Origin of the sequence: Halomicrobium sp. IBSBa (assembly GCF_017612575.1) — an archaeon.
Taxonomy (GTDB): domain Archaea; phylum Halobacteriota; class Halobacteria; order Halobacteriales; family Haloarculaceae; genus Halomicrobium.
Map to the genome: position 1 here is coordinate 745,311 of NZ_JADPQC010000001.1, position 25,326 is coordinate 770,636.

24 protein-coding genes are annotated in these 25,326 nt (G+C 68.1%); 16 read left to right on the top strand and 8 right to left on the bottom strand.

All coding sequences use genetic code 11. From position 1 onward, the window contains the following. Nucleotides 1–126: 126 nt before the first annotated feature. Nucleotides 127–1,707, bottom strand: coding sequence for a bifunctional phosphoribosylaminoimidazolecarboxamide formyltransferase/IMP cyclohydrolase (gene purH / locus IL252_RS03875; RefSeq protein ID WP_208626802.1), 1,581 nt, complete (start codon nt 1,705–1,707; stop codon nt 127–129). A 111-nt stretch (nt 1,708–1,818) separates the two neighbouring features. On the opposite strand from purH, the gene IL252_RS03880 reads away from it, so the two are divergent. Genes IL252_RS03880 through purB form a run of 3 tightly spaced genes read left to right on the top strand, consistent with a single transcriptional unit; the run spans nt 1,819 to nt 4,843 of the window. Further along, on the top strand, nt 1,819–2,382 hold the full coding sequence (locus IL252_RS03880; protein ID WP_208626803.1) for a hypothetical protein: 564 nt from the start codon (nt 1,819–1,821) through the stop codon (nt 2,380–2,382). A 47-nt stretch (nt 2,383–2,429) separates the two neighbouring features. Further along, nucleotides 2,430–3,422 (top strand): PrsW family intramembrane metalloprotease, encoded by a 993-nt coding sequence (locus tag IL252_RS03885; protein WP_208626805.1) that lies wholly within the window; start codon nt 2,430–2,432, stop codon nt 3,420–3,422. A gap of 38 nt (nt 3,423–3,460) precedes the next feature. Beyond that, a complete protein-coding gene (gene purB / locus IL252_RS03890) occupies nt 3,461–4,843 on the top strand; it encodes an adenylosuccinate lyase (RefSeq protein ID WP_208626807.1) in 1,383 nt (460 codons plus the stop codon). Nucleotides 4,844–4,931: 88 nt separating this feature from the next. Here the strand turns inward: purB and IL252_RS03895 are convergent, their stop codons facing one another. Then, entirely contained in the window at nt 4,932–5,384 is a 453-nt protein-coding gene (locus IL252_RS03895; RefSeq protein ID WP_208626808.1) for a helix-turn-helix domain-containing protein, read from the bottom strand. A 153-nt stretch (nt 5,385–5,537) separates the two neighbouring features. Between IL252_RS03895 and IL252_RS03900 the strand changes: the two genes are divergently transcribed. The 5 genes from IL252_RS03900 to IL252_RS03920 all read left to right on the top strand — a co-directional run bounded on the left by IL252_RS03900 (nt 5,538) and on the right by IL252_RS03920 (nt 9,938). After that, a complete protein-coding gene (locus IL252_RS03900) occupies nt 5,538–6,152 on the top strand; it encodes a hypothetical protein (protein ID WP_208626810.1) in 615 nt (204 codons plus the stop codon). A 46-nt stretch (nt 6,153–6,198) separates the two neighbouring features. Beyond that, a complete protein-coding gene (locus IL252_RS03905; protein WP_208626812.1) occupies nt 6,199–7,527 on the top strand; it encodes an MFS transporter in 1,329 nt (442 codons plus the stop codon). 156 nt (nt 7,528–7,683) lie between these two features. Then, nucleotides 7,684–8,553, top strand: a complete 870-nt coding sequence (locus IL252_RS03910) for an alpha/beta fold hydrolase (RefSeq protein ID WP_244256754.1) — start codon at nt 7,684–7,686, stop codon at nt 8,551–8,553. A gap of 72 nt (nt 8,554–8,625) precedes the next feature. Then, nucleotides 8,626–9,306: a helix-turn-helix domain-containing protein gene (locus IL252_RS03915; protein WP_208627369.1), complete on the top strand. Its 681-nt coding sequence runs from the start codon at nt 8,626–8,628 to the stop codon at nt 9,304–9,306. 8 nt (nt 9,307–9,314) lie between these two features. After that, complete coding sequence (locus tag IL252_RS03920) at nt 9,315–9,938, top strand: phosphoribosyltransferase (RefSeq protein ID WP_208626815.1); 624 nt, start codon at nt 9,315–9,317, stop codon at nt 9,936–9,938. A gap of 29 nt (nt 9,939–9,967) precedes the next feature. Here the strand turns inward: IL252_RS03920 and IL252_RS03925 are convergent, their stop codons facing one another. Together IL252_RS03925 and lysA are read right to left on the bottom strand one after the other, a co-directional pair. Beyond that, nucleotides 9,968–11,128: a M20 family metallopeptidase gene (locus IL252_RS03925; RefSeq protein ID WP_208626817.1), complete on the bottom strand. Its 1,161-nt coding sequence runs from the start codon at nt 11,126–11,128 to the stop codon at nt 9,968–9,970. 3 nt (nt 11,129–11,131) lie between these two features. Beyond that, on the bottom strand, nt 11,132–12,373 hold the full coding sequence (gene lysA / locus IL252_RS03930) for a diaminopimelate decarboxylase (protein ID WP_208626818.1): 1,242 nt from the start codon (nt 12,371–12,373) through the stop codon (nt 11,132–11,134). A gap of 163 nt (nt 12,374–12,536) precedes the next feature. Between lysA and IL252_RS03935 the strand changes: the two genes are divergently transcribed. The 3 genes from IL252_RS03935 to IL252_RS03945 are packed head-to-tail and all read left to right on the top strand — an operon-like array spanning nt 12,537 to nt 14,393. Further along, nucleotides 12,537–13,214, top strand: a complete 678-nt coding sequence (locus IL252_RS03935; RefSeq protein WP_208626820.1) for an SCO family protein — start codon at nt 12,537–12,539, stop codon at nt 13,212–13,214. Continuing rightward, nucleotides 13,211–13,732 (top strand): TlpA disulfide reductase family protein, encoded by a 522-nt coding sequence (locus tag IL252_RS03940; protein ID WP_208626821.1) that lies wholly within the window; start codon nt 13,211–13,213, stop codon nt 13,730–13,732. Before IL252_RS03935 ends, IL252_RS03940 begins: the two co-directional genes overlap by 4 nt. A 1-nt stretch (nt 13,733) precedes the next feature. Then, nucleotides 13,734–14,393, top strand: a complete 660-nt coding sequence (locus tag IL252_RS03945; protein ID WP_208626823.1) for a cytochrome c biogenesis CcdA family protein — start codon at nt 13,734–13,736, stop codon at nt 14,391–14,393. Between the two features lie 71 nt (nt 14,394–14,464). Here IL252_RS03945 and IL252_RS03950 read toward each other — a convergent pair whose 3' ends face one another. After that, nucleotides 14,465–15,340 carry a ferritin-like domain-containing protein gene (locus IL252_RS03950; RefSeq protein ID WP_244256766.1) on the bottom strand — a complete coding sequence of 292 codons (876 nt, stop codon included), beginning with the start codon at nt 15,338–15,340 and terminating at the stop codon, nt 14,465–14,467. Nucleotides 15,341–15,596: 256 nt separating this feature from the next. Next, nucleotides 15,597–16,427: a 2,3,4,5-tetrahydropyridine-2,6-dicarboxylate N-succinyltransferase gene (locus tag IL252_RS03955; protein WP_208626825.1), complete on the bottom strand. Its 831-nt coding sequence runs from the start codon at nt 16,425–16,427 to the stop codon at nt 15,597–15,599. A 276-nt stretch (nt 16,428–16,703) separates the two neighbouring features. On the opposite strand from IL252_RS03955, the gene IL252_RS03960 reads away from it, so the two are divergent. Continuing rightward, the gene (locus IL252_RS03960) at nt 16,704–17,993 is read left to right on the top strand and encodes a hypothetical protein (protein ID WP_208626827.1); all 1,290 of its coding nucleotides are present in this window, start codon (nt 16,704–16,706) and stop codon (nt 17,991–17,993) included. Nucleotides 17,994–18,047: 54 nt separating this feature from the next. Here the strand turns inward: IL252_RS03960 and dapB are convergent, their stop codons facing one another. Further along, on the bottom strand, nt 18,048–18,806 hold the full coding sequence (gene dapB, locus IL252_RS03965) for a 4-hydroxy-tetrahydrodipicolinate reductase (RefSeq protein WP_208626829.1): 759 nt from the start codon (nt 18,804–18,806) through the stop codon (nt 18,048–18,050). Next, the gene (gene dapA, locus IL252_RS03970) at nt 18,803–19,729 is read right to left on the bottom strand and encodes a 4-hydroxy-tetrahydrodipicolinate synthase (protein ID WP_208626831.1); all 927 of its coding nucleotides are present in this window, start codon (nt 19,727–19,729) and stop codon (nt 18,803–18,805) included. Before dapA ends, dapB begins: the two co-directional genes overlap by 4 nt. A gap of 425 nt (nt 19,730–20,154) precedes the next feature. Here dapA and IL252_RS03975 point away from each other — a divergent pair, with 425 nt between their 5' ends. From IL252_RS03975 to IL252_RS03990, 4 genes are all read left to right on the top strand, one after another. Continuing rightward, a complete protein-coding gene (locus IL252_RS03975; protein WP_208626833.1) occupies nt 20,155–21,069 on the top strand; it encodes a polysaccharide deacetylase family protein in 915 nt (304 codons plus the stop codon). Nucleotides 21,070–21,122: 53 nt separating this feature from the next. Further along, nucleotides 21,123–22,127: a GNAT family N-acetyltransferase gene (locus tag IL252_RS03980; RefSeq protein ID WP_208626835.1), complete on the top strand. Its 1,005-nt coding sequence runs from the start codon at nt 21,123–21,125 to the stop codon at nt 22,125–22,127. Between the two features lie 127 nt (nt 22,128–22,254). Then, nucleotides 22,255–23,841, top strand: coding sequence for a beta-N-acetylhexosaminidase (gene nagZ / locus IL252_RS03985; protein ID WP_208626837.1), 1,587 nt, complete (start codon nt 22,255–22,257; stop codon nt 23,839–23,841). A 252-nt stretch (nt 23,842–24,093) separates the two neighbouring features. Then, nucleotides 24,094–25,287 (top strand): BMP family protein, encoded by a 1,194-nt coding sequence (locus IL252_RS03990; RefSeq protein ID WP_208626839.1) that lies wholly within the window; start codon nt 24,094–24,096, stop codon nt 25,285–25,287. The last annotated feature ends 39 nt before the right edge of the window (nt 25,288–25,326 follow it).

The following is a 25,326-nucleotide window of genomic DNA, read 5'->3' on the forward strand; positions in this document are numbered from 1 at the left end:
ACAACGGGCGAGACGCTCACCGAGCCATCGCGACACCCGTCCGTCTCATACTACCGGCTGTACATCTGTGAGCGATTTCGCCACCCCAGGGTGGCGAAGATCCTCACGAAGTGACAGCCGGCAGTATCAGTCGTGTCGGAACGACCGCTGGCCGGTGAAGACCATCGCCACGTCGTGCTCGTTGGCGGCCTCGATGACCATGTCGTCGTTCTTCGAGCCGCCCGGCTGGATGACCGCCTCGATGCCCGCCTCGGCAGCCGCTTCGAGACCGTCTGGGAACGGGAAGAAGGCGTCGCTTGCCATCACGGCACCCTCGGCGTCCTTGCCTTCGGCGTGCTCGTCGGCTTTCATCGCGGCGAGTCGGACGGCGTCGACCCGAGAGACCTGACCCATGCCGATCCCGACCGTCTCGGTCCCCTTCGCGAAGAGGATGCCGTTGGACTTGACGTGCTTGAGCGTGTGCCAGGCGAACAGCATCGACTCGATCTGTTCGTCGGTCGGCTCGCGGTCGGTGACCACTTCGAGGTCGTCGGCGGTGAGGTGCTGCTGGTCACGTTCCTGCACGAGTCGGCCGCCGACGAGGGGCTTCTCGGTGAGTTCCTCGGTCACGTCGTAGTTGTCGTTGACATCCAAGACACGCAGGTTCTCCTTCTCGAAGAGCACGTCCAGTGCGTCGTCGGTGTAGCCCGGCGCGACGACGACCTCCTTGAACGAGTCGACGATCTGCTCGGCCGTGGCCGCGTCACACTCGCGGTTCAGTGCGACGATGCCGCCGAAGGCGCTCATCGGATCCGTCGAGAGGGCGCGCTCGTAGGCCTCGGCGACGGAGTCGGCGGTCGCACAGCCCGCGGGATTGGTGTGTTTGATGACCGCCGCCGCCGGCTCGTCGAACTCCTTGATGAGGTTCAGCGCGCCGTCGGCGTCGTTGTAGTTGTTGTAGGAGAGTCCCTTCGCGCCCTCGTTGAGCTGGTCGGCGTGGACGACGCTGGCCTCGTCGGTGGTGCGGTCGGCGTAGACCGCGGCGTCCTGATGGGGGTTCTCTCCGTAGCGCAGGTCCGCGGCGCGGTCGTTGCTAGCGAGGCGACGGCTCGGGAACGCGCCACCGTCGTCGCCGTCGATCTCGACAGTCTCTGACTCCCAGTCGACGGTGACGCGATCCTCGGCGAACCACTCGACCGCACGGGGGTAGGCGGTGAACTCGGCGTCGTAGAGGACGCGCTCTTTGAGCGCCGCCAGGTCGTCGTCCTCGTAGACGGGGACGGGTTCTTGGGTGACGATGGGACCGTCGTCGACGCTCTCGTCGACCACGTGGACGGTACAGCCGGTGGTCTTGACGCCGGCGTCGAGCACCTGCTCGTGGGCGTCCATCCCCGGGAACGCCGGCAGCAGCGACGGGTGGACGTTCAGCGTCGTCGGCACCTCGTCGAGGAACGTCTCGGTGAGCACGCGCATGTAGCCGTCCAGACAGACCAGATCGAAGTCGTACGCCTCGATGGCGTCCAGGACGCGCAGTTCGTGTGCCGCCCGCTCCTGGTCGTCGGGGCGCTCGACGACCTCGGTGGGGATGTCGCGCTCGGCGGCGGCCTCCAGAACGGGCGCGTCGGCGTCGTTCGTGAGCACGACCGCGATCTCGGCCCCGCCGGGCGCGCGGTCGGCGATGTTCATCAGGTTTCGGCCACGGTTGCTGGCCAGACCGGCGATTTTCATGGTCGAGAGGGCGCGGCGGGCGCGCAAAGTAATTGCGGTGTCGGAATGACACAATCGACACGGTTCGGCTCGACAGTAACGCTTTCAGGGGCCGCCGCCCAGCGACGAGGTATGACCGAAGCTGAGCGCCCGTGGGCACAGCTGGCGCTCGTCGTCGGCGGCCTCTGCTGGATCGGCTGGAGTCTGGCGACGATCGTCACCGGATCCGCCGACGGCTCCGTCCGGCTCCTCGTCGGCGCGTCCGGGTTCGTCCTGGCGGTCGGACTGCTCGGCGTCGTCCTCCGGCTCCCCTGGATCTACCAGTTCCCCGGCGGCGAGGGATGCGGGTTCGCGCTGCTGGGCGGCCTCGCCTTCGCCGTCGGTCAGTGGTCGACGGTGCTGCTGGGCGGGACCGGGTGGTTCGCCGAGGGCATCGTCGCGCTGGGCGTCCTCGGACTGGCCGTCGGGACCGTCCTGCTGGCCGCCGGTGTCGTCCGGGCCCGCCGAGTCCCGCCCTGGCTCGGCGTCGCCCTGTTCGTCGGGACCGTACTGTTTCTCGGGTTCGGGAACGGGGACGGGCTGCGTGCGTGGCTCGCACCGCCGCTCGGCCTGGCGTGGCTCGCGCTCGGGGGCCACCTCCTCCGGTACCCGGAGCAGCCCTCGGGCCACCTGGAACCCAGCGCGGTCAGCCGGTGACCCCGTCCGGCGAAAGACACTCCACGGAGGCCGGTGATAGCCGAGCCATGCCAGACCGCGATCCCGTACAGGATGGACTCCCCGGCGAAGACCTCTACGACGTCGCCGAGTGGGACGCACGGTCGCTGTTAGATCGATTCTCGGTGGCGCTGTACGGCCTCTTGCACACGAGTCGTCGCTGGGCCCTGCTGGTCGTCGCGCTTTTCCTGTTCGTCGTCCAGCTCGGGTTCGCCGGCCTGCTCGTCGTGCGCGAACCGAACCTCGGCGTCCTGGCGCTGCTGTCTGCCGTCCCGGCGGTCGCGCTCGTCGCGTACGTCTGGTACGGCGACCCGACCAGGCGGGAACCGATCGACACGCTGGCGATCACGTTCGTCCTCGCGGTCGTCTTCGCGGCGATCGCAGCACTGGTCAACACGCTGTTGAGCGGCGTCTTCGAACTGATCCCGGTCGTCGGGACGGCGCTCTTTTTCTTCCTCGTGGTCGGCCCCATCGAGGAGACCGTCAAGTGGCTCGCGATCCGGACCTACGCCTACGAGACCGAGAGCTTCGACGCCGTCGTCGACGGGGCGGTGTACGGTGCCGTCGCCGGCCTCGGGTTCGCGACGATCGAGAACGCGCTCTACATCGCGCAGGGCTACCTGCAGGCCGCCGACCTCAGCCAGATGGCACAGCTCCAGCAGGCGATCGGCACCTCGCTGAGCCGGGCGCTCGTCGGTCCGGGCCACGTGCTGTACTCCGCGTTCGCGGGCTACTACCTCGGGCTGGCGAAGTTCAACCCCGACGACCGCGGCCCGATCGTGGTCAAGGGGATCGTCGTGGCGGCGCTGATCCACGGGGCGTACAACACGCTCGTGTCGGTCCTCCCGTCAGTGCTGTCGTTCTGGAACGTCCTGACGCTGCTTGCCTTCGTCGTCGTCTTCGATGGCGTCGTCGGCTACGCGCTGTACCGGAAACTGTCGCGCTATCGGTCGTACTACGCCCGGGCGAGCGAGGCGACGGACGCGGCGACCGAGACGGGCGACGGTCCCGCCGAACCCTGATCGACACGCTTTTTCGCCGGCCTCGCACATCCCTCGGTATGACTGACCGGGGTCCGCTCGACGCCGTCTCGCCGCTCGACGGCCGCTACGCTCGTTACACGGAACCGCTCGTGCCTTACGCCAGCGAGCGCGCACTGATGCGTGCTCGCGTCCGGGTCGAAGTCGAGTACCTGCTCGCGCTGGCCGATCTCGACGCGACGCCGCTGACGATCGACCCGGCCCAGCGCGACCACCTGCGGAACTGCTACGAGGCGTTCGACGAGGAAGACGCGGCCGTCGTCAAGCAACTCGAAACGGAGGGGTACGGCGAGTACGCCGCGACCAACCACGACGTGAAGGCCGTCGAGTACTTCGTTCGCCTCCACCTCCCCGACGGACTGGACGCGGCCAACTGGATCCACTTCGGGCTCACCAGCGAGGACGTGAACAACCTCGCTCACCGGCTGCTGGTCGGTCCGGCCGTCGAGGACGTGCTCGTCCCGGAGCTGCGCGCCGTCCGGGACCGCCTAGTCGCGTTCGCTCACGACTACGGCGACCTCCCGATGCTGGCCCGCACCCACGGCCAGCCCGCGACGCCGACGACCTTCGGCAAGGAGATGGCCGTCTACGCCTCGCGGCTGGGGAGAGCCATCGCTCGGATCGAAGCCGCGGCCGACGACCTCTCGGGCAAGCTGGCCGGCGCGTCCGGCACCTACGCCGCTCACCACGCCGCGTATCCGGACGTCGACTGGCCCGCCGTCTCAGAGGCGTTCGTCACGGACCTCGGGCTGGAACACGAACCACTGACGACGCAGGTCAACCCCTGTGACGACCTCGAAGCCGTCTTCGACGCCGTCCGCGGAGCCAACAACGTCCTCCGGGACCTCGACCTCGATATGTGGCTCTACGTCTCCGATCGCTACCTCGGGCAGGAGGCCGTCGAGGGCGAGACCGGCTCCTCGACGATGCCCCACAAGGTGAATCCGATCGACTTCGAGAACAGCGAGGGCAACCTCACGAAAGCGAACTCGGATCTGGTCTTTCTCGGCGACTACGTCACCACCTCGCGCCTCCAGCGGGACCTCTCGGACTCGACGGTCAAGCGCAACATCGGGTCGGCCTTTGCCTACTGTCTGATCGCCTACCAGAAGTGCCAGAACGGCCTGGACAAGGTCGTCCCCAACGAGCAGGTCATGCGCGAGGAACTCGACGATACCCCCGAGATCATCGGCGAAGCCGTCCAGACCATCCTCCGCCGGGAGGGCCACGACGACGCCTACGAGCAGGTCAAGAAGGCCACGCGGGGCAAGTCCGTCACCATCGAGGACTTCCAGGAGATGATCGAGGACCTCGACGTGAGCGAGTCCGTCCGCGAGGAACTGCTCGCCGTGACCCCCACGGGCTACACCGGCGTCGCCGACGAACTGGCCGACGGCGTGTAGGGCACGAGCGCGGTTCTCCGATCACCGCACACGCACAGCGCCCAAGACGCTGGTCGCTGGCGTCGACTGGCGCTGGGCGGTCGTGTGATCAGTCCTCGGCCGTCGCACCGCGGCTCTCGTAGTCCACGTCGGGGCGGGTCTCCAGATTCTCGATGGCTTCGATCCGGTCGGTCCGCTCCATCTGCTCGTAGACGCTGCGCCAGACCGCGGCCTCCTCGTACATGCTGACCGCTTTCAGGAGAGCGATCCCGTCACCGGTGACGGCGTAGAACGTCGTCGGCGGATCGTCGATCGTCTGGGCGCGTGGGACCGGGATCTTCTCGACGACGTTCCGGTCGACCAGTTGCCGGAGGTGATACCGGAGATTCTCCTCGCTCGTCTCGGGATTCCGGTAGACGAGTTCCTCGACGGAGAGGACGCCGTCTGGCTGGGCGAGAATCTGGTGGAGGATCGTCAGCCGCGTCTCGTCCAGGACGAAGCGCCGCCGCTCCAGTTTCTCGCCGAAGCCGTTCGGTCGCTCGCCGCGGTCTTGCGTGGCCATGTCTAGTCGATGCCGCTTCTAGCCGATAAACGTTCGGGTCGATACTAAACCGCTTTAGTCGCCACTTTGCTAATTTAGTTATCACTATTGTGGCCACGCCCGTCGACGACCGGACCAGCCACGATTATATACCGCCCCCGCGACCGCGGAACTATGAGTGGGCCGAGCTTCGACGGGCAGGAGGTCCTCGACGACACGCTGTCCTTCCTCGGGACACTCCCGCCCGGACAGATCGCGGCGATGCGGGACGTGGTGTACGGCGACCTCGACCGGTTCGCCGACGCCGAGAGGACCTACTTCGTGCTGGGTAACTACGACGAGTACGAGAAGGAGCGCGTCGAATCCGTCCGGGACGCCCTGACAGATCGGGCTGCAGACCGGGTCGCGTTCACGCTGGAGGACGTCGACCCCGACGTGGACGTCTGGCGGAACTTCTACGTGAAGTTCCGGGTGTTCGCCCGGCGGGCCGACCACGTCGTCCTCGTCGCCGAAGACAACGACGGTGGGCACGAACTGGAACTGGGCGAGGTGGATCACGAGCGGCTGTACGTCCTCAAGCGGGACTACGACGGGGCGTCGCTCGATCCGCCGGCCGACGACGAACGATCGGCCGCCGACCCGGCGTTTGGCGACCTCGACTACGAGCGCTTCGACGCGATGATGCTGACGCTGTTCGCCCACCTCGACGAGGAGGGCCGACTGTTCACATGGGCCAGTGAGGGCGAACTGGCGAGCGCCGTCGACCGCGTGATCGCCGCGACCGCCTGACAGTCGAGCACAATCCTCACGGGGTTCGGGACCGACTGGGTGGTAGATGGTACTGGACACGGACGGTCGCGTCCTGACGCTCGCGTTCGCGCGGATGGCCGACGCGCTGGGCAACTCCTTCCTGATCATCGTCCTGCCGCTGTACATCGCCAGCGGCCAGATCTCGCTGTCGGGCATCGCCGGCACGGAGATTCTCGGGTTCGTCCTGCGCGAGGAGACCCTGATCGGGCTCGTGCTCTCCCTGTTCGGTCTGCTGAACAGCTTCGGCCAGCCGTTCACCGGGCGGCTCTCCGACCGGACCGGGCGGCGGCGCGTGTTCGTCCTGACGGGACTGGCGATCTTCGCCGTCGGCAGCGCGACCTACCCGTTCGTCACGAGCTACTGGTCGGTGCTCGGGGCCCGTGCTCTCCAGGGGATCGGCGCGGCCTTCACCGTGCCGGCCACGGTCGCGCTGGTCAACGACTACGCGGCCAGCGACCGCGAACGGGGCGGCAACTTCGGCGTGTTCAACACCTTCCGGCTGATTGGCTTCGGGTTCGGGCCGATCGTCGCCGGCATCGTCATCACGGGCGGGCTGGCGGCCGAGACCGTCGTCAGCTACGCGCTCCCGGCCTGGCTCGGCCCCCTGGCCGGCTACACGTTCTCCGGGTTCGTCGCCGCCTTCGCCGTCGCCGTCCTCGGAGCGGTCGTCAGTTTCGTGCTCGTCGTCGCTCTGATCGAGGACCCGCCGAAAGTCGTCGGCGGAGCGGGCAAAGACCTCTCGATCGCGGTACGCCACCGCGACGGGAACGGGCTCGATCCCGTCTTCGTCCTCGGCGTCGGGACCTTCTTCATGGCCACGACGATCGCGCTGTTTGCCACGCTCGAAGGGCCGATCCGCGCGCGACTGGACGAGACGACGTTCCTCTTTTCCGTGCAGTTTGCCGCCGTCGTCATCGCCAACGTCGTCTTCCAGATCCCCATCGGGCGCGCCTCGGACGTGTACGGCCGTCGGCCGTTCATCATCGCGGGCTTCGTCGTCCTGATCCCCGCCGTGTTCGCCCAGGGCGTCGTCACGGGACCGTGGACGATGCTCGGGGCCAGACTGCTCCAGGGGGTCGCCGTCGCGCTCGTGTTCGCGCCGTCGCTCGCGCTGGCGGGCGACCTCGCCGGGGACCGCGGGTCGGGGACGACGCTATCGGTGCTGACGATGGCGTTCGGACTCGGCGTCGCACTCGGGCCACTCGCTTCCGGCGTGCTGTACAATCTCGGCGGTCTCGTCGCGCCGTTTACCTTCGGTGCCGTACTGGCCGTCCTCGCGCTGGTCCTGACCTACTTCGAAGTCGAGGACACTCTGGAGCGTGGTCAGGCCGCCGAGCCAGCCCCACGGGAGTGACACCACGCGGACGGCCACGGAACGCCAGTCGCTCCACGGACTCCGACGACGTGAGTGTCGTCGATGCCGACTCTACGTATAAACTACCGCATAGGTCCGGGAAAACTGCCAGTCGGACGGGCAGCCAACGATCTGGCAATGGCTGAATCCGCGGCTGTGACACGAGATGACGGGAGACGCGACGACCCCACGACGACGATCTCGCTGAGCGGCGGTCGTCGGCTCAGGTACGCGGAGTACGGCTGTTCCGACGGGACACCTGTGCTGTTCTTGCACGGGACGCCCGGCTCCCACCGGCTCGGTTCGCTGTTCGAGACGGCCGCACGAGAACGCGGTGTCAGACTCCTCGCGCCCGATCGGCCGGGCTACGGCGGTTCGACGCCGTGGTCGGAGCGATCGATCGGCGACGCCGACCAGTACCTCCGTGCGGTCCTCGACGACGCGAACGTCCAGCGAGCCGGACTAGTGGCGTTTTCCGGCGGCGCGCCACACGCACTGGCGATGGCCACGCGGTGTCCCGACGCCGTCTCGCGGGTCGATCTCGTCGCCGGGGCGACACCGCCGGACGTGTCCGGCGAGACACCCGCGACACAGCGGCTCCTCGGCGGGCTGGCGACCAGAGCGCCGACGCTGCTCGGTGGCCTCCTGCGCGGACAGGCGTGGCTCGCCGAGCGCCTCGACCCGTCGTTCGTCGTCGCACAGTACACCGCGGGCGACGCCGACGAGTCGGTCTCCGAGGAAGTGGCGACGACCGTCGAAGCCGACTTCCTCGAAGCGCTCGCCCACACCACGAGCGGCACCGTCACGGAGCTCCGGACCGCGGCCACGGAGTGGGCGCTCGACTACGAGTCCCTCGCCGCCGACGTGTGTCTCTGGCACGGGACCGCGGACACGAACGTCCCGATAGCGAGCGTGCGGGCGTTCGAGGACCGACTCCCGACCGCGACGATCGAGACGGTCGACGGTGCCGACCACCTGCGGACGCTCCTTCGAGCGGTGCCGGCGGCGCTCGAAGAGTATCGATGACCCCGGCGGGCGTCGTCCGGGCGGCCGCGTGAGGTCTTTATGCCGGACGGACGAACGGCGGCCAACGGCCGCATGAAACGGATCCAGTTCTCGGTCACGTACCCCGACCGGCTCCGCCATCCCCTCCAGCGCCACCTCGAAGACGACGAGGCGCTCACGCGAGCCGAGCTGTTGCTGTGGAGCCCGACGGCGGACGCGACGACGCTGTGCTGGTTCGACGGCGAGCCGGCGGCCGCCGAGCGCGCGGTCGCGACGATCGATTCCATAGAGACGGCCAACCACGTCCGGGACGGCGACGGCACCTACGTGTTCCTCCAGCAGGACGGGTTCGAGTTTCCCGACGTGGTGCTCGATCTGATCGCCGACGCCGCGGTGATCTTCCGCCCGCCGGTGGTGTTTCGCGACGACGGGACGATCTCGTTCGAGGCCGTCGGCGAGACGAGCGCCCTCAGTGCCTTTCACGACGCACTCGCGTCGGTCGGCGATCTCGCGATCGAGCGGGTCCGATCGTTCGATCGCGCCAGTCGCCCGTCACAGCTCACCGACCGACAGCGAGCGGCCATCGAAGCGGCGGTGGCGGTCGGGTACTACGAGATTCCGCGCGAGGGGACGATCGAGGACGTGGCGGCGCGACTCGACTGCGCGACCAGTACGGCGGGCGAACTCGTCCGGAAGGCCGAGGCCGCGGTCGTCGAGGGCGTCGTCGAGGGCCAGTCGCGATCGGCACCACACCCTAACGGCAGGCTCCCGTAGTCGTCCGTATGTTCCGCGACCGCACCGACGCCGGCCGGCAGCTGGCCGAGTCGATGGCCGACCGCGGCGTCAGCCCGGAGCTCGTCCTCGCGATTCCACGCGGTGGCCTGCCACCGGGCCGGGTCGTCGCCGACCGCTTCGACGCGCCGCTGGACGTGATCGTCGCCAGGAAGCTCGGCGCACCGAACAACCCCGAGCTGGCCCTCGCCGCCGTCGCCGAGGACGGGAGCGTCTGGCGCAACGACGAGCTGATCGCGCGACTCGACGTGACCGACGAGTACGTCGACGCCGAACGCGTCCGCGTCGGCGACGAGGCACGCGAGAAGGCCGAGCAGTACCGGACCGGCTCCTTCCCGTCGCTACGGGATCGGCGCGTCGCCGTCGTCGACGACGGGATCGCGACGGGCGCGACGATGCGGGCCTGTCTCGCTCGGGTGCGTGTCGCCGAACCCGCATCGATCGCGGTCGGCGTCCCCGTCGGTCCGGCGGAGACGATCGACGACCTCGCGGCGAGTGCCGACACCGTCGTCTGCGTCGAGACACCGGCGGCCTTCCGGGCGGTCGGGGCCTACTACGAGCGCTTCGATCAGGTCAGCGACGAGGAAGCGATGGCGACGCTGCGGTCCCGGTAGCGGACCGAGCGCCCAGAGATCCGGACGGATCAGAGCAGCCGTTCGACGGTCGCCTCGACCGCTCTCGCAGCTTCGTGGATCTCGCTGCGACGGACGTACTCGCGTTCGCTGTGAGCGACCGCACCCTCCTCGTCGGCCAGCACGCCCGGCCCGAAGACGACCGTCGGTGCGTCGGGCGCGAAGTGTGCGGCCTCCGTCGCGGCACCGAACGGGCGGATCGCACCGTCGCTCTCCGCGGCGAGCGTCTGGACGAGCGTCGCTTCCCGGTCGGTCTCGAACGCCTCGGGGAACGGCGTGTCGGGCCGGACGAGCGACACGTCCAGAGACATGCCCTCCGGGAGCCACTGCCGGAGGTGTGCTTCGAGCCGTTCGGGGAACTCGTCGCTGGTCTCCGGGGGGACGCTGCGGCGGTCGAAGGTGATCGTACACTCGGCGGGCACCTGGTTGGGTGCCTCGCCGCCCTCGATCATGGAGGGGGTGAGCGTCGGACGACCGAGGGTCTCGTGTGCCGGCGTCGCCGCCGCGTCTCGAGGCTCGGTGTGTTCACCGTCCGACTCGGCGGCGGAGAGCGCCTCGCGCTCGTCGTAGCTCTCCATGGCCTGCATGATCGGTGCGGCGGCCCGGATCGCGTTCGCGCCGTCGGCGGGGTCGGAGGCGTGGGCGCTCTCGCCGTGGATCGTGACTCGGCCCTCGAACTGGCCGCGGGCCGCGGTACACACGTCCAGGTCGGTCGGCTCGCCGACGACGTACCCGTCCGCCGACAGCGTCTCTTCGAGGTGGCCTGCACCGGTCTGGTGGGTCTCTTCGTCGGGCGTGACGGCGAGGGTGAGCCGACCGGTCGACAGCTCGGCCCGGAGGAAGGCGGCGAGCAGCGCTGCCAGTGGCCCCTTGGCGTCACAGGCCCCGCGGCCCCGGACCACGTCGCCCGCCGTCGAGGACCCGTCGGCGGCCTCGTAGGGGACGTGTGGCGGGACGGTATCGATGTGCGTGTTCAGGACGAGGTGTGGACCTTCGTCGTCCGCCTCGCGGCTGGCCAGCACGTTCCCGGCCTCGTCGACGGTGGCCTCGTGGCCGTCGGCGGCGAGGGTGTCGACGAGCAGATCGCGCATCTCGTCGACAGAGTCGTGAGACGGCGTCTCGACGGCCTCGCGGTGGAAGGCGTCGACGTCGAACGTCGGGGCGTCGGCCATCGATTACTCTCCGGCCTCGTCCTCGACACGAACCACGTCTGCCATCGTCTCGCGGCGGCGGACCACCCGCTCGTCGCCGTCCTCGATGGCGACTTCGGCCGGGCGGGGCTGGGAGTGGAACTGGTTGGCCAGTTCGTAGCCGTAGGCTCCGGCGTTACCGATCGCCAGCAGGTCCGTCCGCTCGGGACGGGCGATCGGACGGTCCGTCGCGAACACGTCCGCACTCGTACAGCACGGGCCGCCGATCGAGACGGGGTGTGGGTCTCGGTCGGGGGCAGAGACGTTCCGGATCGGGTGATAGGAGTCGAACATCGCCGGGCGGATCAGCGTCGCCAGCGAGGCGTCGACGCCGACGACCGTCGTCGCTGGCGTCTCCTTGACCGTGTTGACCGTCGTGAGGATCAGCTCGGCGTCGGCCACGACGTAGCGGCCCGGCTCCAGTTTGATCTGAGCCGAGATGTCACCGACCGCCTCGCGGACCCGCTCGCCGACGGTCGCCACGTCCAGGGGTTCGGTCTCCTCGCGGTAGGGCACGCCGAAGCCGCCGCCGAAGTCGACGAACTGCAGTTCGTCGTCCCCGACCGTGCGAGCGAGGTCCGCGACCTTCGCGATGGCCCGACAGTGGTCGTCGAGGTCGTCGCGCAGGACGCCGCTGCCCGCGTGGGCGTGCAGCCCCACGAGGTCGAACCGGTCGCGCAGCGCCGCGGCCAGCTCGGGCACATCGTCGTAGGGGATGCCGAACTTCGCGTCCTTGCCGGTCGCGACCTTCTCGTGGTGGCCCGTCCCGATACCGGGGTTGATCCGGATGGCGACGCGACCGTCGTAGCCGCGATCTTCCAGGCGGTCGAACGTGTCCTCGGCACCCGCGGTGATCGTCAGTCCGGGGTACTCGTCGGCGAGCTCGACCGCGTAGTCGAGGTCGCCCGCAGGCGGGTTGACGGCGGTGTACTGCAGCGTGTTGGGGTCTGCGCCCGCATCGATCGCCCGCTGGAGTTCGCCGGCAGCGGCACACTCGATGTCCGCGCCCGCTTCGAGGAGTCCCGAGAGGACGGCACGGCCGGTGTGGGCCTTCGCGGCGTACATCACGTGCGCGTCGGGGAAGGCCGCGGCGAAGCGTCGGTAGTTCGCCGCGACGCGGTCTACGTCCAGCACGTACAGCGGCGTCCCGTGTTCCTCGGCCAGCCGGGCGAGACGGTCGTGGTCCCAGTCCGCCAGTCGACGGACTGGAGGCGAGTCGCTACTCATTGGGGAGTAGACGGCGCGGACGAGTAACAAGGGTTCCGTTTCACACCGTCCACCGGCGATCGACCGGCCGCCCCGCATCCAGAGCCGACGCTGCCGGGGTCGGACTCCGACATTCGATGGGTGTACCAGATCGTACATGGCGACGCGCGTGCAACGACAGCCCATGCGACGACGGACCTTCCTGGCGACTATAGGCGTCGTCGGTACGGGTGCCGGCACGGCCGGCTGTCTCGGTGGGGTGGGCGCGAGCGACCGCCACCCCGACGTCGTCCTGCCCGAGCCAGACCGAGAGTTCGACAGCAGCGAGCTTCCGTATCCGGCGTGGGGACAGCGAGTCCCGGCAGAGACAGTGCCCGCGGCACTGAGTTCCCAGCGTGTCTCGTTTCGGACGGTCGGCGAGCCGTCGCTGATCACGTTCTTCTACAGCCACTGTCAGACGATCTGTCCCGTCCTGATCTCGACGCTGCGCAACGTTCGCGCCCACGCCAGAAACAACGGCTACGCCGGAGACGTCTCCTTCTTGCCGGTGACATTCGATCCGGCCCGCGACACCGCCAAGCGGCTGCGGACCTACGCCGAGGAGATGAACGTCGCCGCCGACGGCGACGGCTGGCGGTTCCTCCGGCCACAGTCGGGCGAGCGGGCGACCGAGGTCGTACAGGCGGCGTTCGGCGTCCACTTCGAGCGGACGGAGCCCGAAGAGATGGACGAGTACATGTTCTCACACGCGTCGATGACGCTGCTGGTCAACGGCGACGGCTTCGTCGAGCGCGCGTACCGCACCAAGTCCCCCGACGAAGACCAGATCGTCGAGGACCTGACGGCGGTGAGAACGGCGTGAAGCGACGCCGTCTGCTCGCGGCGCTGGCCGGGACCGGACTCGCCGGTGCCAGCCTGTGGGCCGCCCAGAACGGGATACCGGGCGTCGACACCGAGGCGGCGCTGCCCCGGCGCGTCGAGACGCTTTCGGCCGCGGGCTCCGAGGCGGGCGAGGCGACGGTTCCGACGCCGGACACCGTGACGCTCGTGGATCTGTTCGCCACCTGGTGTGATCCCTGTGACGAACAGATCGAGATTCTCGGGGCGATCCGGCCCGACTACGACGACGTGTCGTTCGTCTCGGTGACCAACGAGCGCCCGAGCGAGACGCTCACGCGTGCAGAGATCGCCGACTGGTGGGACCGGAACGGCGGTCGCTGGACCGTCGGGATCGATCCCGGCAGTGATCTCTTGACCGCGTTCGGTGCCGACGGACTCCCGTACGTCGCTATCGCCGACGCCGACGGGACGATCAGCTACCGCCAGAGCGGTCTCGCTGGCGAGAGCGAACTCCGCGAGCAACTGGATCGGCTGGTCTGAGATGAGCGACATCGCCGTCGCCGGTGTGCTCGCGTTCGCCGCGGGTGCCGGAATCTCGACGTTTTTCGCTCCCTGTGCGTTCCCGCTGTTGCCGGGCTACGTGGGGTACTACGTACAGCGCCGCGAGGGGTCCGGGCCGACGGTGGCGGCGGCCGCCGTCGCCGGCCTCGGAGCACTCGGATCGCTCTCGGTCGTCGCTGCGCTCGTCCTCGCAGTCGGGGAGCCGATCAAACGGACCCTGCCAGTGTTCGAGCCGCTGGTCGGCGTCGCACTGGTCGGCTTCGGCGCGACGGCACTGCTCGGTCGTGGTCCGGAACTGCGGATCGGGCTCCCGCGGCGACCGCGCTCGCTGCTGGGCTTCGGGCTCTTCGGCGCGATCTACGCCGTCGCCGCTGCGGGCTGTGTGGTCCCGCTGCTCGTCGGTGTCGTGACCCAGGCACTCGCCTTCGAGAGCGCGATCAGCGTCCTCGTGGTCGCGGTGTACGCGCTGGGCGTGACGCTCCCGCTGGTCGGCGTGACGCTGCTTGCCGGCGTCGGCGTCGATCTCTGGCACGCCCTGGGTACCCACACCGGTCGGATACAGCAGGCCGCGGCCGTCGTGATGATTCTCGCGGGCCTCGGACAGCTCGCGCTCGGCGTCTCCGAAGTCGGCGTCGTGTAGCGCCGTGTCGGGACGGAGTCACGAGGAGCGTCGACCGACGACAGAGCATCCCGAGACGAGGTGACCGATCGTTACCCGCTCTCCTCGTCGCCGGGGACTTCCGTCTCGGTCTCGTCGCCGGGGACTTCTGTCTCGGTCTCGTCGCCTGGGACTTCCGTCTCGGTCTCGTCGCCGGGGACTTCCGTCTCGGTCTCGTCGCCGGGCGTGTCGGTCTCCTCGCCCGGTGGTTCCTCCATCTCTTCGGCCATGAACGGCTGGATCGCCGACAGTACGTCCGGGATGGGGAGCGCCGGATCGTACGCGTTCGGGAAGGGCGACTCGCCGACGAGTGCGTTGAGCACCGCGGCGTGGCGCGCCTCGACGCTGTGGATCGACAGCGCCGCCGAGAGGATGTCCGGACTCTCGATGCGCGGTGCTACACCGGCGTAGGCGGCGACGCCGGTGTTTTCCAGCACCTGTGCGGTCTCGATGAACGCACTGGCAGCGTCGAGGTCGAACTCGAACTCGGGGGGTTCGGCGGGCGTCGCTCCGAGCGTCTCGATGACGCGGGCCAGCTGCTCGGTGTGGGACTGTTCCTGTGCGCTGATATCCTCGAAGAAGGTGACCAGCAGATCCGCCGGCACTTCGAGCGCGCTCGCGCTCGCCAGTTCGTCGCCGCCGAACTGTTCGAGTCCCGCGTCGTAGAACGCGTCTTCGAGGTATTCGAGCGTCAGCGCGTAGTTGAGCACGTCCACGTCCGTGTCGGGCTGATCGAACTGGGGCGGGATCTCCGCAGGCTGGTTGCCAGCCGCGTCGTCCTCCTGGGCCGTCGCGGCCGTCCCGACCAGCCCCGCACCGATCACTGCGCCCGTGCCCGCGAGTACGTCGCGGCGCGAACGCATCGTCTGTCGAAGGTCTTCCATCGTCGGCAATACTGTGCTGTCGTCGGTTCGTTGTCTGTCTGTCATGTGTGTGTCCTGCCAGCGCCGTGGCGTCTCTCGCTTACGGAGATGGACGGTTTGTTATGCGCAGAGATTTCCAGCCGGCGCTCGATACGGCCGCGTTACTCCGTCGTGGGGCGTTCGATCTGGGACGGTCGCGTTGCCACTCCCGGTGACGACAGAGAGCGAGGGCGTCTGTGGCCGGCGTCGGCGACAATTCTACAGAGTAATGCGAGACAGTGTTCGGATGGGGTCGGCTTACCGCCGTGTGGCGGCCAGTCGTTCACTCCCGTAGCGCGTCCTCTCGTTCCGTCGCCTCCAGCGTCTCCGCTTCCACGTCGGTCGCGACGACGGCGGGCTTGTACGCGCCGCCGTCGAAGAGCTCGTGGTCGCTCACGCTGGACTCGACGAAGCGGGTGAACGCGCGCCGTTCGGGGGGCAACTCGCCGTAGATAATCTCCTCTTCGACGAGGTCGTAGATCGGGATGCGAGGCGTCAGCAGCGTGTTCTCCCCGACGATGCTGTTCTCCCCGACGACGAAGCCGCTGGTGACCCGACAGCCCGCACCCAGTGAGACGCCGTCCTCGACGACGACCGGCGTGCTCTCGACCGGTTCGAGGACGCCACCGATCAGCGTGTTCGCGCCGAGTTTGACGTCGTCGCCGATCTGGGCGGCAGAGCCGACGGTGTCACACGAGTCGACGAGCGTGCCGTCGCCGACGTGTGCGCCGATGTTGACGAACGCGGGCGACATGAGGATGGCGTCGCCGCCGACGTAGGCACCGCGCCGGATGACCGTCCCGTCGGGCGTGTTGCGACTCCCCCGTTCGTGCAGGTCGTCGGTCTCGCGAAGCGGGAGCACGTCGTGGTAGGTAACGTCGCCATACTGGCGGGCGACGGTCTCGCGGAGGCCGAAGTTCAGGAGGATCCCCTGCTTGACCCACGCGTTGGCCTCCCACTCCCCGCCGCGTTTCTCGGCGGCTCTGATGTCGCCGGCTTCGAGCGAGGCGAGAAAGTCGTCGAGGACGGCCAGGTGGTCGTCGGTCGCGCCCGCGGCCGTCAGTCCGTCCTGTTTGCGCTCCCAGAGGTCGCGTACGTCTGCTTCGAGACTCATTGAGACGGGATTGCTCCTCCTCGGATATACGTCTCTGGGTTTCCGACCGGAGCCAATTGCCACGGCTCGACGATGCGGTAAGTGACGATTTCCGACGAAGAGGCGTGCGGGCGGTCGCGTACGGTCGAACTAACAATGTGTTCGTCGGCCCACCGTCGGCCCACGACAGATGAGAGCCGACAGCAATCCAACGAGCGAGACGAGTGCCAGGAATCATAACAGAGACAGAACGGCCGCGGCGACGACACGCGAGCGGGGCCGATAGGTGACAGAGCTATGAATCGCGTGACAGTCGACGAGGTCACGGCGACCGACACGACGCTGCGAGCGACGGTGACGACGAGTGGCCGCGTCGGGCGCTTCGTCACCGACGAGCCCTTCGTCGCCGACTACGGCGTCGACGTCGCCGCCGTGCCGGAGTCGCTGCTCGTGCTTCCGGTGCTCGCACACGTCTGTCCCGTCGCCTGGGCGACGGGGGCGACGGTCGCAGTCGATCGCGTCGACGCCGCGTTCCTCGACTCGCTCAGACACGTCGGCCAGCGCCTCTGTGTGATGTACCCGTCCTTCATGCAGGGAGGACGGATCGTCTGTGGGGAGAGCGTCGACGGGAGCCACGACCCGGGCGAGCGCGCGGGCAGCGCGTTGCTGTTTACCGGCGGCGTCGACTCGACGGCGACGTACGTCCGCCACGAGTCCGAACAGCCCGACCTGATCAGCGTCAGAGGGTGGGTGATGCGAGACCGGGACCGCTGGCAGCGCAACCGCGAGTTCTTCGCCGACTTCGCAGCCGAGCGGGGCCTCGACGCGCACTTCGTCGAGTCGAACATGCTGTCGTTCCTCGCGACGCCGCTGTTGCAGGCCCACTTCCAGCGGTACCTCGACGGCGCGTGGTACAGCTCCGTCGGCCACGGACTGGGGTTGCTCGGCCTGTGTGCGCCACTGACGGCAGCCGCGGACATCGGTCGGCTGTACATCGCAGCGACCCACACCGAGGAGTGGACCCGTCCGTGGGGCTCGCACCCGACGATCGACGACCACGTCCGGTGGAGCGGCACGGCGGCGACTCACGACGGCTACGAGTCGACTCGCCAGGAGAAGATCGAGACTATCGCCGACTACGTGGACAGTCACTCCCGAGAGATCACGCTCCGGACGTGCGTCCACGCCGAGGGGCCGCAGAACTGTAGCCACTGCGAGAAGTGTTACCGGACGATCGTCGGACTCCTGCTGGCCGGCCTCGATCCGAACGACCACGGGTACGACTACGACGCCGCGACGGTCGCGGCGATCAGAGACACCTTCGACTCCGGCGAGAAACACCTCTCGGCACAGAAGCGCTACCACTGGGAGACGTTACAGGACGCCGCCCGCGAGTTCGAGGCGATCGAGGTACCCGGCGGCGCAGAGCTGCTCGGGTGGCTCCGCGACGCCGACTTCGGGGCGTCGGTCGAGCAGTCGGCTCGACCGCTCGGCCAGCGCCTCCTGCAGGCGACGGCTCGCCAGGTCCCGACGAGCGTCTACGCGACGCTGTACCCGGTCTATCGACGGCTGGCCGCCGGTCGGTGATCCCGAGTCGAGACGACAGCGTGCGAACCCGCTCGGTGTCGCGACGAGGCCGCGTCAGGCGTCGTCGACGACCGCCCCGAAGTCGTACCACCCGGGCTCGCGGCCGACGAGCCACTGGGCCGCGTCGAGCGCGCCAGCGGCGAAGACGCCACGATCCTCGGCGCGATGGGACAGCGAGAGCACCTCGTCGTTGCCCGCCAGCAGCAGCTCGTGCTCGCCGCGGATGTCGCCGGCCCGGCGGGCGAAGACGCCGATCTCGTCGTCGTCACGGGGCGCGTGGCCCTCGCGGCCGTACACCGGCTCCACGTCGCGCTCCTCCTGGACGGTTTCGAGGATCGTGTTGGCCGTTCCGGAGGGCGCGTCGAGCTTCCCGTTGTGGTGGCTCTCCAGCAGTTCGAGGTCGTAGTCGTCCAGCGCGCCGACGGCCTCGCGGACCGTCCGCAGGAGAGCCTGGATGCCCCGCGAGAAGTTCGTCGCCTTCAGGACCGGGATCTCGTCGGCGGCTTCCCGGAGCCGTGTCAGTTCGTCCTCGTCGAAGCCAGTCGTCGCGACCGCGAGTGCGACGCCGTTGTCGAGACAGCCCGCGAGCACGTCCATCGTCGCTTCGGGGGTCGAGAAGTCCACGACGGCGTCCACGTCGTACTCGTCGAGGACCGTGCCGGCCTCGCTGGCGGGACGCAGTGGCAGGCCGTCCGTCTCGTCGGTCGTGCTGGCGAAGCCGGCGACGATCTCCACGTCGTCACGTGCTCGTCCGGCCTCGACGACCGCGGCCCCGGACCGGCCGGTCGCGCCACAGACGGCGATCCGCGTCATCGCTCGGCCTCCTCGTACTCGGCTTCGAGGTCCTCGTCGGCGAGGTCGGCGAGGACGGCTTCGAGCCGGTCGACGTGTTCGCTGGCGAGCCGAGAGAGAGGCTGGCGGAGGTGGGCCGGTCCGTATCCCCGAATTCGCATCGCCTCCTTGACCGGAATCGGGTTCGTCTCGACGAACAGCGCGCGGAAGAGCGGTCCGAGTTCGTGGTGGATCGCGCGGGCACGCTCGTAGTCACCGGCGACGGCCGCGCCGACCATGGCACAGGTGCGTTCGGGTTCGACGTTGGCGGCGACGCTGATACAGCCGTCCGCGCCGATCGAGAGCATCGGCAGGGTCATGCCGTCGTCGCCCGACAGCACCGAAAAGTCCTCGTCGCGGGTCCGCTCGACGATCTCGGAGATCTGATTCATGTCGCCGCTGGCGGCCTTGAACCCCGCGACGTTCTCGTGGCTGGCCAGTTCGACGGCGGTGTCGGGCTCGATGTTCTGGCCGGTCCGAGAGGGGACGTTGTAGACGATCTGGGGACAGTCGACGGCGTCGGCGATGGTCCGGTAGTGGTCGACGAGACCGCGCTGCTCGGGCTTGTTGTAGTACGGCGAGATGAGCAAGAGAGCGTCGGCACCGGCGTCGGCCGCTCGCTGGGACAGCGACAGCGCCTCGCGGGTGTTGTTGCTCCCCGTCCCGGCGATGACCGGGACGTCGTCGACGGCGTCGACGACCGCCTCGACGACCTCGATGTGTTCGTCGTGGGTCATCGTCGCCGACTCGCCGGTCGAGCCGGCCGGGACGAGGCCGTCGACGCCTGCCGCTTCGAGGCGCTGTGCGTCGCGTCGGAGTGTTTCGAAGTCGATGCTGCGGTCGTCGTCGTCGTGGAACGGCGTGGGAATCGCAGGGAACACGCCGGTGAGGTCGATCTGTGTCATTGCTGTCGTGTGTCGGTGGTGGTCGAGGCGTCGATACCCGGCAAAAGAGCGACCGGCCCGAGACGGGAGCGCCACGCCCGCAGCGAGCCGTCAGAAGGGGCGCTTGCGCTTTTTCGGCGGCGTGGACGCACTGCTTGCCACCCTGTCGAGACGGAGTCGTGCGTCCCGTCGCATACTGCACACGGGTCGGGCGACGGACTTATGCGTTGTGTTTGCCGGTTCTCGGACGGCGGTCGACGACGGCGTCCACCGCCGGAGATCGGAGTCGCCTGGTAAATACCCTATAACAATGCCAGTATCGAGCGTCCGTGGAACCGCAACACAGATGGTAGCGATGTTACAAACAGGAGTCTGCCGGACGCTGGCGAGGGGGCTACCGGTATCGACCGTGACGGAACCGACCAGACACGGCCCGAGAGGAAGCGATGTCTGACTGGGTACCCGGAGACGCCGAGTTCGCACTCTGTCTCACTCACGACGTGGATCGACCGTACAAGACCTACCAGTCGCTGTACTACACTGTCGCCGAGCGCGATCCCTCACACCTGCTGGACCTGCTGCCGTGGCGCAACCCCTACTGGACGTTCGAAGACATCGTCTCACTGGAGGGGTCGCTGGGCGTCAGGTCGGCGTTCTACTTCCTGTCCGAACAGTCGCTGTTCCGGGATCGCTCGGTCAGCGAGTGGACCGACGCGGAGAGCTGGCGGCTCTACGCCGGCCGGTACGACCTCGGCGATCCCGACATCGCGCAGCTGATGTCGTCGCTGGACGACCAGGGCTGGGAGGTGGGGTTACACGGTTCCTACGAGTCCTACCGGGAGCCGTCGATGCTGGAGCGAGAGAAGCAGTGGCTCGAAGAGACTCTCGGACGGGCCGTGCGTGGCGGCCGCCAGCACTACCTCAACCTGGAGCGGCCGACGACGTGGCGCTACCAGCGTTCGATGGGCCTCCAGTACGACGCCTCGCCCGGCTCGTCCGCCGAGTTCGGGTTCCAGGACGGTTACCTCCCGTTCCGGCCGTTCGACGACCACTTCGTCGTGTTCCCGACGGTGCTCATGGAGTGTGCGCTACCGAACCCCGGCGAGGAGTACGAACGCGCCTGGGCGGCCTGCCGGCGACTCCTCGACGAGGCGTGCGACCACGAGGGCGTGATGACGGTGCTGTGGCATCCGCGCTACTTCAGCTCCGACTACGACGGGTACACCGAGCTCTACCGAGAGCTGATCGAGTGCGCGCTCGATATGGGTGCGTGGGTCGGACCGCCGGGGCAGCTCTACGAGCACTGGCAGGACGACAGAGCGCAGGTCCCGACGCCGGAGAGCGAACGAGCGACCCAGTGACTGGCGTAGGAGGTCGATAACAAAGCCCGAACGGACGGGTTCTCCGGTGAGAGATGGAGATCGAACGACTCGATATCGACGAGTGGGGCGAGGCGGTTCCGGACTCGGGGATCGAACTCTTCCACCAGCCCGAGGCCCTCGAAGTACTCGCAGACCACGTCGACGGCGACCTCGAACTGTACGGCGGGTTCAAGGGCCAGCAGGCGATCGGACTGCTCCCGGTGGTCACCGACTCGAAGCTGGTCGGGACGACAGTGACGTCGCCGCCGCCGTCGATGAACGTCCCGCGGCTCGGTCCCGTGGTGATGCCGACCAGCCCCAAGCAACGCAAGATCGAATCGGTCAACTCGAAGTTCACCGAGGCGGTGCTGGAGACGATCGACACCGGCGGCTCGCTGTCGCTGTTCCGGATGGTCTGTAACAGCCAGTACCTCGATCCCCGGCCCTACGTCTGGGCGGAGTACGACCTCACGACGCAGTTCACCTACCGCCTCGACCTCGCGGACGCGACGACCGACGAGACGATGGCGGGCTTCTCCAGTAGCCTCCGCAGAGAGATCCGCTCGGCCAGAGAGCTGGACGTGAGCGTGAGCGTCGAGGGCCTGGACGGTGCCCGAGCGATCTACGAGGCCACCCGCGAACGCTACGCCGAGCAGGATCGGTCCTTTCCCATCGAGTGGTCGTACGTCCGCGATCTCGTGGCGGCGCTCGACGACCGGGCACGTCCCTACGTCGCTCGCGGACCCGACGGATCCTTTCTCGGCGGGATCACGGCGCTGTACTCGCCCGACGACGCGTACTTCTGGCAGGGCGGAACGCGGAGCACCTACGGGGGCGTCAGCATCAACAGTCTCGTCCACTGGCAGATCATCGCCGACATCGTCGCGGACGACGCACTCTCGTCGGTGACCGGCTACGACCTGATGGGCGCGAACACCGAGCGACTCTGCCGGTACAAGTCCAAGTTCGGCGCTGACCTGGTTCCCTACTACGTCGTCGAGTCCGACGGGATCGGGATGGACATCGCCAAGGCGACCTACAGCACGCTGAAACGGTGACCCCGTTGGGTGAGCATGGGGAAACGATCTCCGAAATTACCGTTTTCGGCGCGCATTCGTTCTCTAATGGGAAAATCAGAGTGTCGGGCCGACAGAACTACGTGGGTGCAATTGAGACAGTATCACCATGTCTCTGCCAGACGTGGCCGAACTCGATCTCGCCACGAAAGTCGGACAGCTGTTCGTCGTCGGCTTCGAGGGACCGGAGCCGACGGACGACCTCCGCGAACTCCTCACCGACTATCGCTGTGGCAACGTCATCTACTTCAGCCGGAACATCGACTCGCCCGAGCAGGTCGCCGAGCTCAGTCGCGAGCTACAGACCATCGCCACCGAAGCGGGGCCCGAGATCCCGCTGTTCGTGACGGCCGACCAGGAGGGCGGCGTCGTCTCACGGACCGACTGGGGGACCGAACCCCCGAGCCAGATGAGCATCGGTGCGGGCCGGGACGCCGACCTCGCCCGTTCGGTGGGCGGCGCTGTCGGAGCGGAACTCGCGTCGATCGGCGTCAACTTCGATCTGACGCCGGTGCTTGACGTGAACAACAACCCGGACAACCCCGTCATCGGCGTCCGGTCGTTCGGCGAGGAGCCCGAACTCGTCGGCGACCTCGGCGCGGCGATGGCCGACGGCATGCAGGCCGAGGGCGTGCTGGCCTGTGGGAAGCACTTCCCCGGCCACGGCGACACCAGCGCCGACTCGCACCACTCACTGCCGGTCGTCGACCACGACCGCGAGCGCCTCGACGCCGTCGAACTCGCCCCCTTCCGCCGGGCGATCGACGACGGGATCGACGCGATCATGACGACACACGTCTCGTTCCCGACGATCACCGGTGACGACGAACTCCCGGCGACCGTCTCCCGAGACGTACAGACCGGACTCCTCCGCGAGGAGTTAGGGTTCGACGGCCTGGTCGTCACCGACGGGATGGAGATGAACGCCATCGCCGACGAGATGGGGACGCCGGAAGGGTGTGTCCAGGCCGTGGAAGCGGGCTGTGATCTCCTCCTGGTCTGTCACACCCCCGAGGTCCAGAAGGCCGCCGTCGACGCCGTCGTCGACGCCGTCGAGTCCGGCCGCATCGACGAGTCGCGGATCGACGACGCTGTCGAGCGCATCCTCGACTACAAGGAGCGACGCGAGGTCGGCGAGGAGACGCCCTCGCTCGACCGCTGGGAGGCGACGAGCGAGCGCTCCCGCGACGTGGGCCACGAGGTCGCGGCGGCCGGCATCACGGTCCCACGGGATCGAAACGAGACGATCCCCTTCGACACCGGACGACCGCTGCACCTCGTCGGCTTCCCCGGCGGACGCGCCTCGCCGGCAGAGGACGACCGCTACGAGCCGACACTGGTCGCCGACGCACTCGAAGCCGGCGGCTTCGACGTGGAACTGCACGTGGTCGAGACCGCCGACGCCCTGCCGTCGTTCGAGGGCGACGAGCAGGTCGTGCTGGCGACCTACAACGCCGCTGGCGACGACGAACAGGTGCGAGCGGTCGAGCAACTGGACGAGGCCGTCGACGCCTTCGCCGCGCTGGTGGTGCGCAACCCCTACGACCTCGCTCGCTTCCCCGACGTGTCGACGGCGGTGTCGACCTACGACTACACGCCCGCGACCCTGTCGGTGACCGGCGAGATCTTGGCCGGCCAGCGCCGGGCCAGCGGTCGGCTGCCCGTGACGATCGCGGGCTTCGAAGCGGAAGACTGAGACGGACGGTCGTCGTCGTTTTCCCGGTCGATCCCACGCCCTCCCAGAGTCCCTCCGAGACAGAGCGACAGGACTCCGTGCGAGGCGACGGGCGTCGTGGTGGCACAGATTCGGCCAGCTCGCCAGTTTGTATTTTTATTCTGATATCGAAATTTCGCACGCCTCAGGGTATCTCGTGGATACTTCACCGCCTCGTCCGCCTGTTTTGGGGACGAACTTATATACCTAGAAAATAATTATATCCACATCCCAATGGTTTCAGAACCAGATCCAGACGGCGAATCGACGGCAGTCGACAAGCGGGGAGACTCCGGCACACCGATCAACCGACGCGACGTGCTCCGGTCGGGAGCGGCGGTCGCTATCACCGGCGGCCTCGCCGGCTGTCTGACCGGCGACAGTGGCGGTGACGGCGGCGATGGTGACAGCGACGGCGAGATGGAGACGGACACGACCGAGAGTGGCGGCGGGACGACGAACATCGCGATCGTCTCCAGTTCCGCCGGCTTCGGCGACCGCGCGTTCAACGACCTCGCACTGGAGGGGCTGGAAAACGCCGCCGAGGAGTACGACATCGAGCTCCAGCAGGTCGAAGAGACCAACCAGTCAAACTACGGGACCGTCCAGTCCCGCCTCGCAGAGAGCCAGAACCCCGACTACGACCTGATCGTCCTGGTCGGCTACCAGCACACCCAGGCACTGGAGACCAACGCCGAGGAGTACTCCGACCAGCGCTGGATGCTGATCAACGACCACGTCGAACGGCCAAACGTCGGCGGCTACATCTGGGCCAACCACGAGATGTCGTTCCAGGCGGGCGTCCTCGCCGGGACAATGACGACCCGAGAGCTCACGCACGAAGGGAACGCCAACGACCCCGACGGGACCACCGTCGGCTTCGTGGGCGGCGTCGACGGGGCGCTGATCAACGCGTTCGAACGCGCCTACGTCGCTGGCGTCGAGTGGGTCAACGAGGACGTAGACGTACGCGTCGGCTACATCGGTAACTACGAGGACACACAGACGGCGGCCAACATCGCCTCCTCGCAGTACGACGCCGGGGCGGACATCGTCTACCAGGCCGCGGCGGCCGCCGGACAGGGCGTCTTCCAGGCCGCCCAGGAAGCGAACCGCTTCGCCATCGGCGTCGACGCCGACCAGTCGGTGACGCTGCCGGACTACCAGGACGTGATCATCGGCTCGGCGATCAAGCGCATCAACGAAGGGACGTACCGGGTCGCGGAGGGCATCGTCCAGGACAACTGGGACGAAGTCAGCGGTCGAAACGTCCTCGGCCTCGACCAGGACGCCGTCGCGGTCGTGCTGGGCCAGGCCATCGGCTCGAAGCTGCCCGACGCCGTGAGCCAGAACCTCGAAGAGTCGAAGCAGGCCATCGTCGACGGCGACGTGACCGTCCCCTGTACGGCCGCCGGCTGTCAGGACTGAAGCTACAGCCACCATCGCACTTTATGAGACACGACACCA

Excerpts from the sequence above, each read along its gene's own strand:
- purH (WP_208626802.1), bottom strand. The coding sequence starts at position 1,707 with ATGAAAATCGCCGGTCTGGCCAGCAACCGTGGCCGAAACCTGATGAAC.
- IL252_RS03880 (WP_208626803.1), top strand. The coding sequence starts at position 1,819 with ATGACCGAAGCTGAGCGCCCGTGGGCACAGCTGGCGCTCGTCGTCGGC.
- IL252_RS03885 (WP_208626805.1), top strand. The coding sequence starts at position 2,430 with ATGCCAGACCGCGATCCCGTACAGGATGGACTCCCCGGCGAAGACCTC.
- purB (WP_208626807.1), top strand. The coding sequence starts at position 3,461 with ATGACTGACCGGGGTCCGCTCGACGCCGTCTCGCCGCTCGACGGCCGC.
- IL252_RS03895 (WP_208626808.1), bottom strand. The coding sequence starts at position 5,384 with ATGGCCACGCAAGACCGCGGCGAGCGACCGAACGGCTTCGGCGAGAAA.
- IL252_RS03900 (WP_208626810.1), top strand. The coding sequence starts at position 5,538 with ATGAGTGGGCCGAGCTTCGACGGGCAGGAGGTCCTCGACGACACGCTG.
- IL252_RS03905 (WP_208626812.1), top strand. The coding sequence starts at position 6,199 with ATGGTACTGGACACGGACGGTCGCGTCCTGACGCTCGCGTTCGCGCGG.
- IL252_RS03915 (WP_208627369.1), top strand. The coding sequence starts at position 8,626 with ATGAAACGGATCCAGTTCTCGGTCACGTACCCCGACCGGCTCCGCCAT.
- IL252_RS03920 (WP_208626815.1), top strand. The coding sequence starts at position 9,315 with ATGTTCCGCGACCGCACCGACGCCGGCCGGCAGCTGGCCGAGTCGATG.
- IL252_RS03925 (WP_208626817.1), bottom strand. The coding sequence starts at position 11,128 with ATGGCCGACGCCCCGACGTTCGACGTCGACGCCTTCCACCGCGAGGCC.
- lysA (WP_208626818.1), bottom strand. The coding sequence starts at position 12,373 with ATGAGTAGCGACTCGCCTCCAGTCCGTCGACTGGCGGACTGGGACCAC.
- IL252_RS03935 (WP_208626820.1), top strand. The coding sequence starts at position 12,537 with ATGCGACGACGGACCTTCCTGGCGACTATAGGCGTCGTCGGTACGGGT.
- IL252_RS03945 (WP_208626823.1), top strand. The coding sequence starts at position 13,734 with ATGAGCGACATCGCCGTCGCCGGTGTGCTCGCGTTCGCCGCGGGTGCC.
- IL252_RS03950 (WP_244256766.1), bottom strand. The coding sequence starts at position 15,340 with ATGACAGACAGACAACGAACCGACGACAGCACAGTATTGCCGACGATG.
- IL252_RS03955 (WP_208626825.1), bottom strand. The coding sequence starts at position 16,427 with ATGAGTCTCGAAGCAGACGTACGCGACCTCTGGGAGCGCAAACAGGAC.
- IL252_RS03960 (WP_208626827.1), top strand. The coding sequence starts at position 16,704 with ATGAATCGCGTGACAGTCGACGAGGTCACGGCGACCGACACGACGCTG.
- dapB (WP_208626829.1), bottom strand. The coding sequence starts at position 18,806 with ATGACGCGGATCGCCGTCTGTGGCGCGACCGGCCGGTCCGGGGCCGCG.
- dapA (WP_208626831.1), bottom strand. The coding sequence starts at position 19,729 with ATGACACAGATCGACCTCACCGGCGTGTTCCCTGCGATTCCCACGCCG.
- IL252_RS03975 (WP_208626833.1), top strand. The coding sequence starts at position 20,155 with ATGTCTGACTGGGTACCCGGAGACGCCGAGTTCGCACTCTGTCTCACT.
- IL252_RS03980 (WP_208626835.1), top strand. The coding sequence starts at position 21,123 with ATGGAGATCGAACGACTCGATATCGACGAGTGGGGCGAGGCGGTTCCG.
- nagZ (WP_208626837.1), top strand. The coding sequence starts at position 22,255 with ATGTCTCTGCCAGACGTGGCCGAACTCGATCTCGCCACGAAAGTCGGA.
- IL252_RS03990 (WP_208626839.1), top strand. The coding sequence starts at position 24,094 with ATGGTTTCAGAACCAGATCCAGACGGCGAATCGACGGCAGTCGACAAG.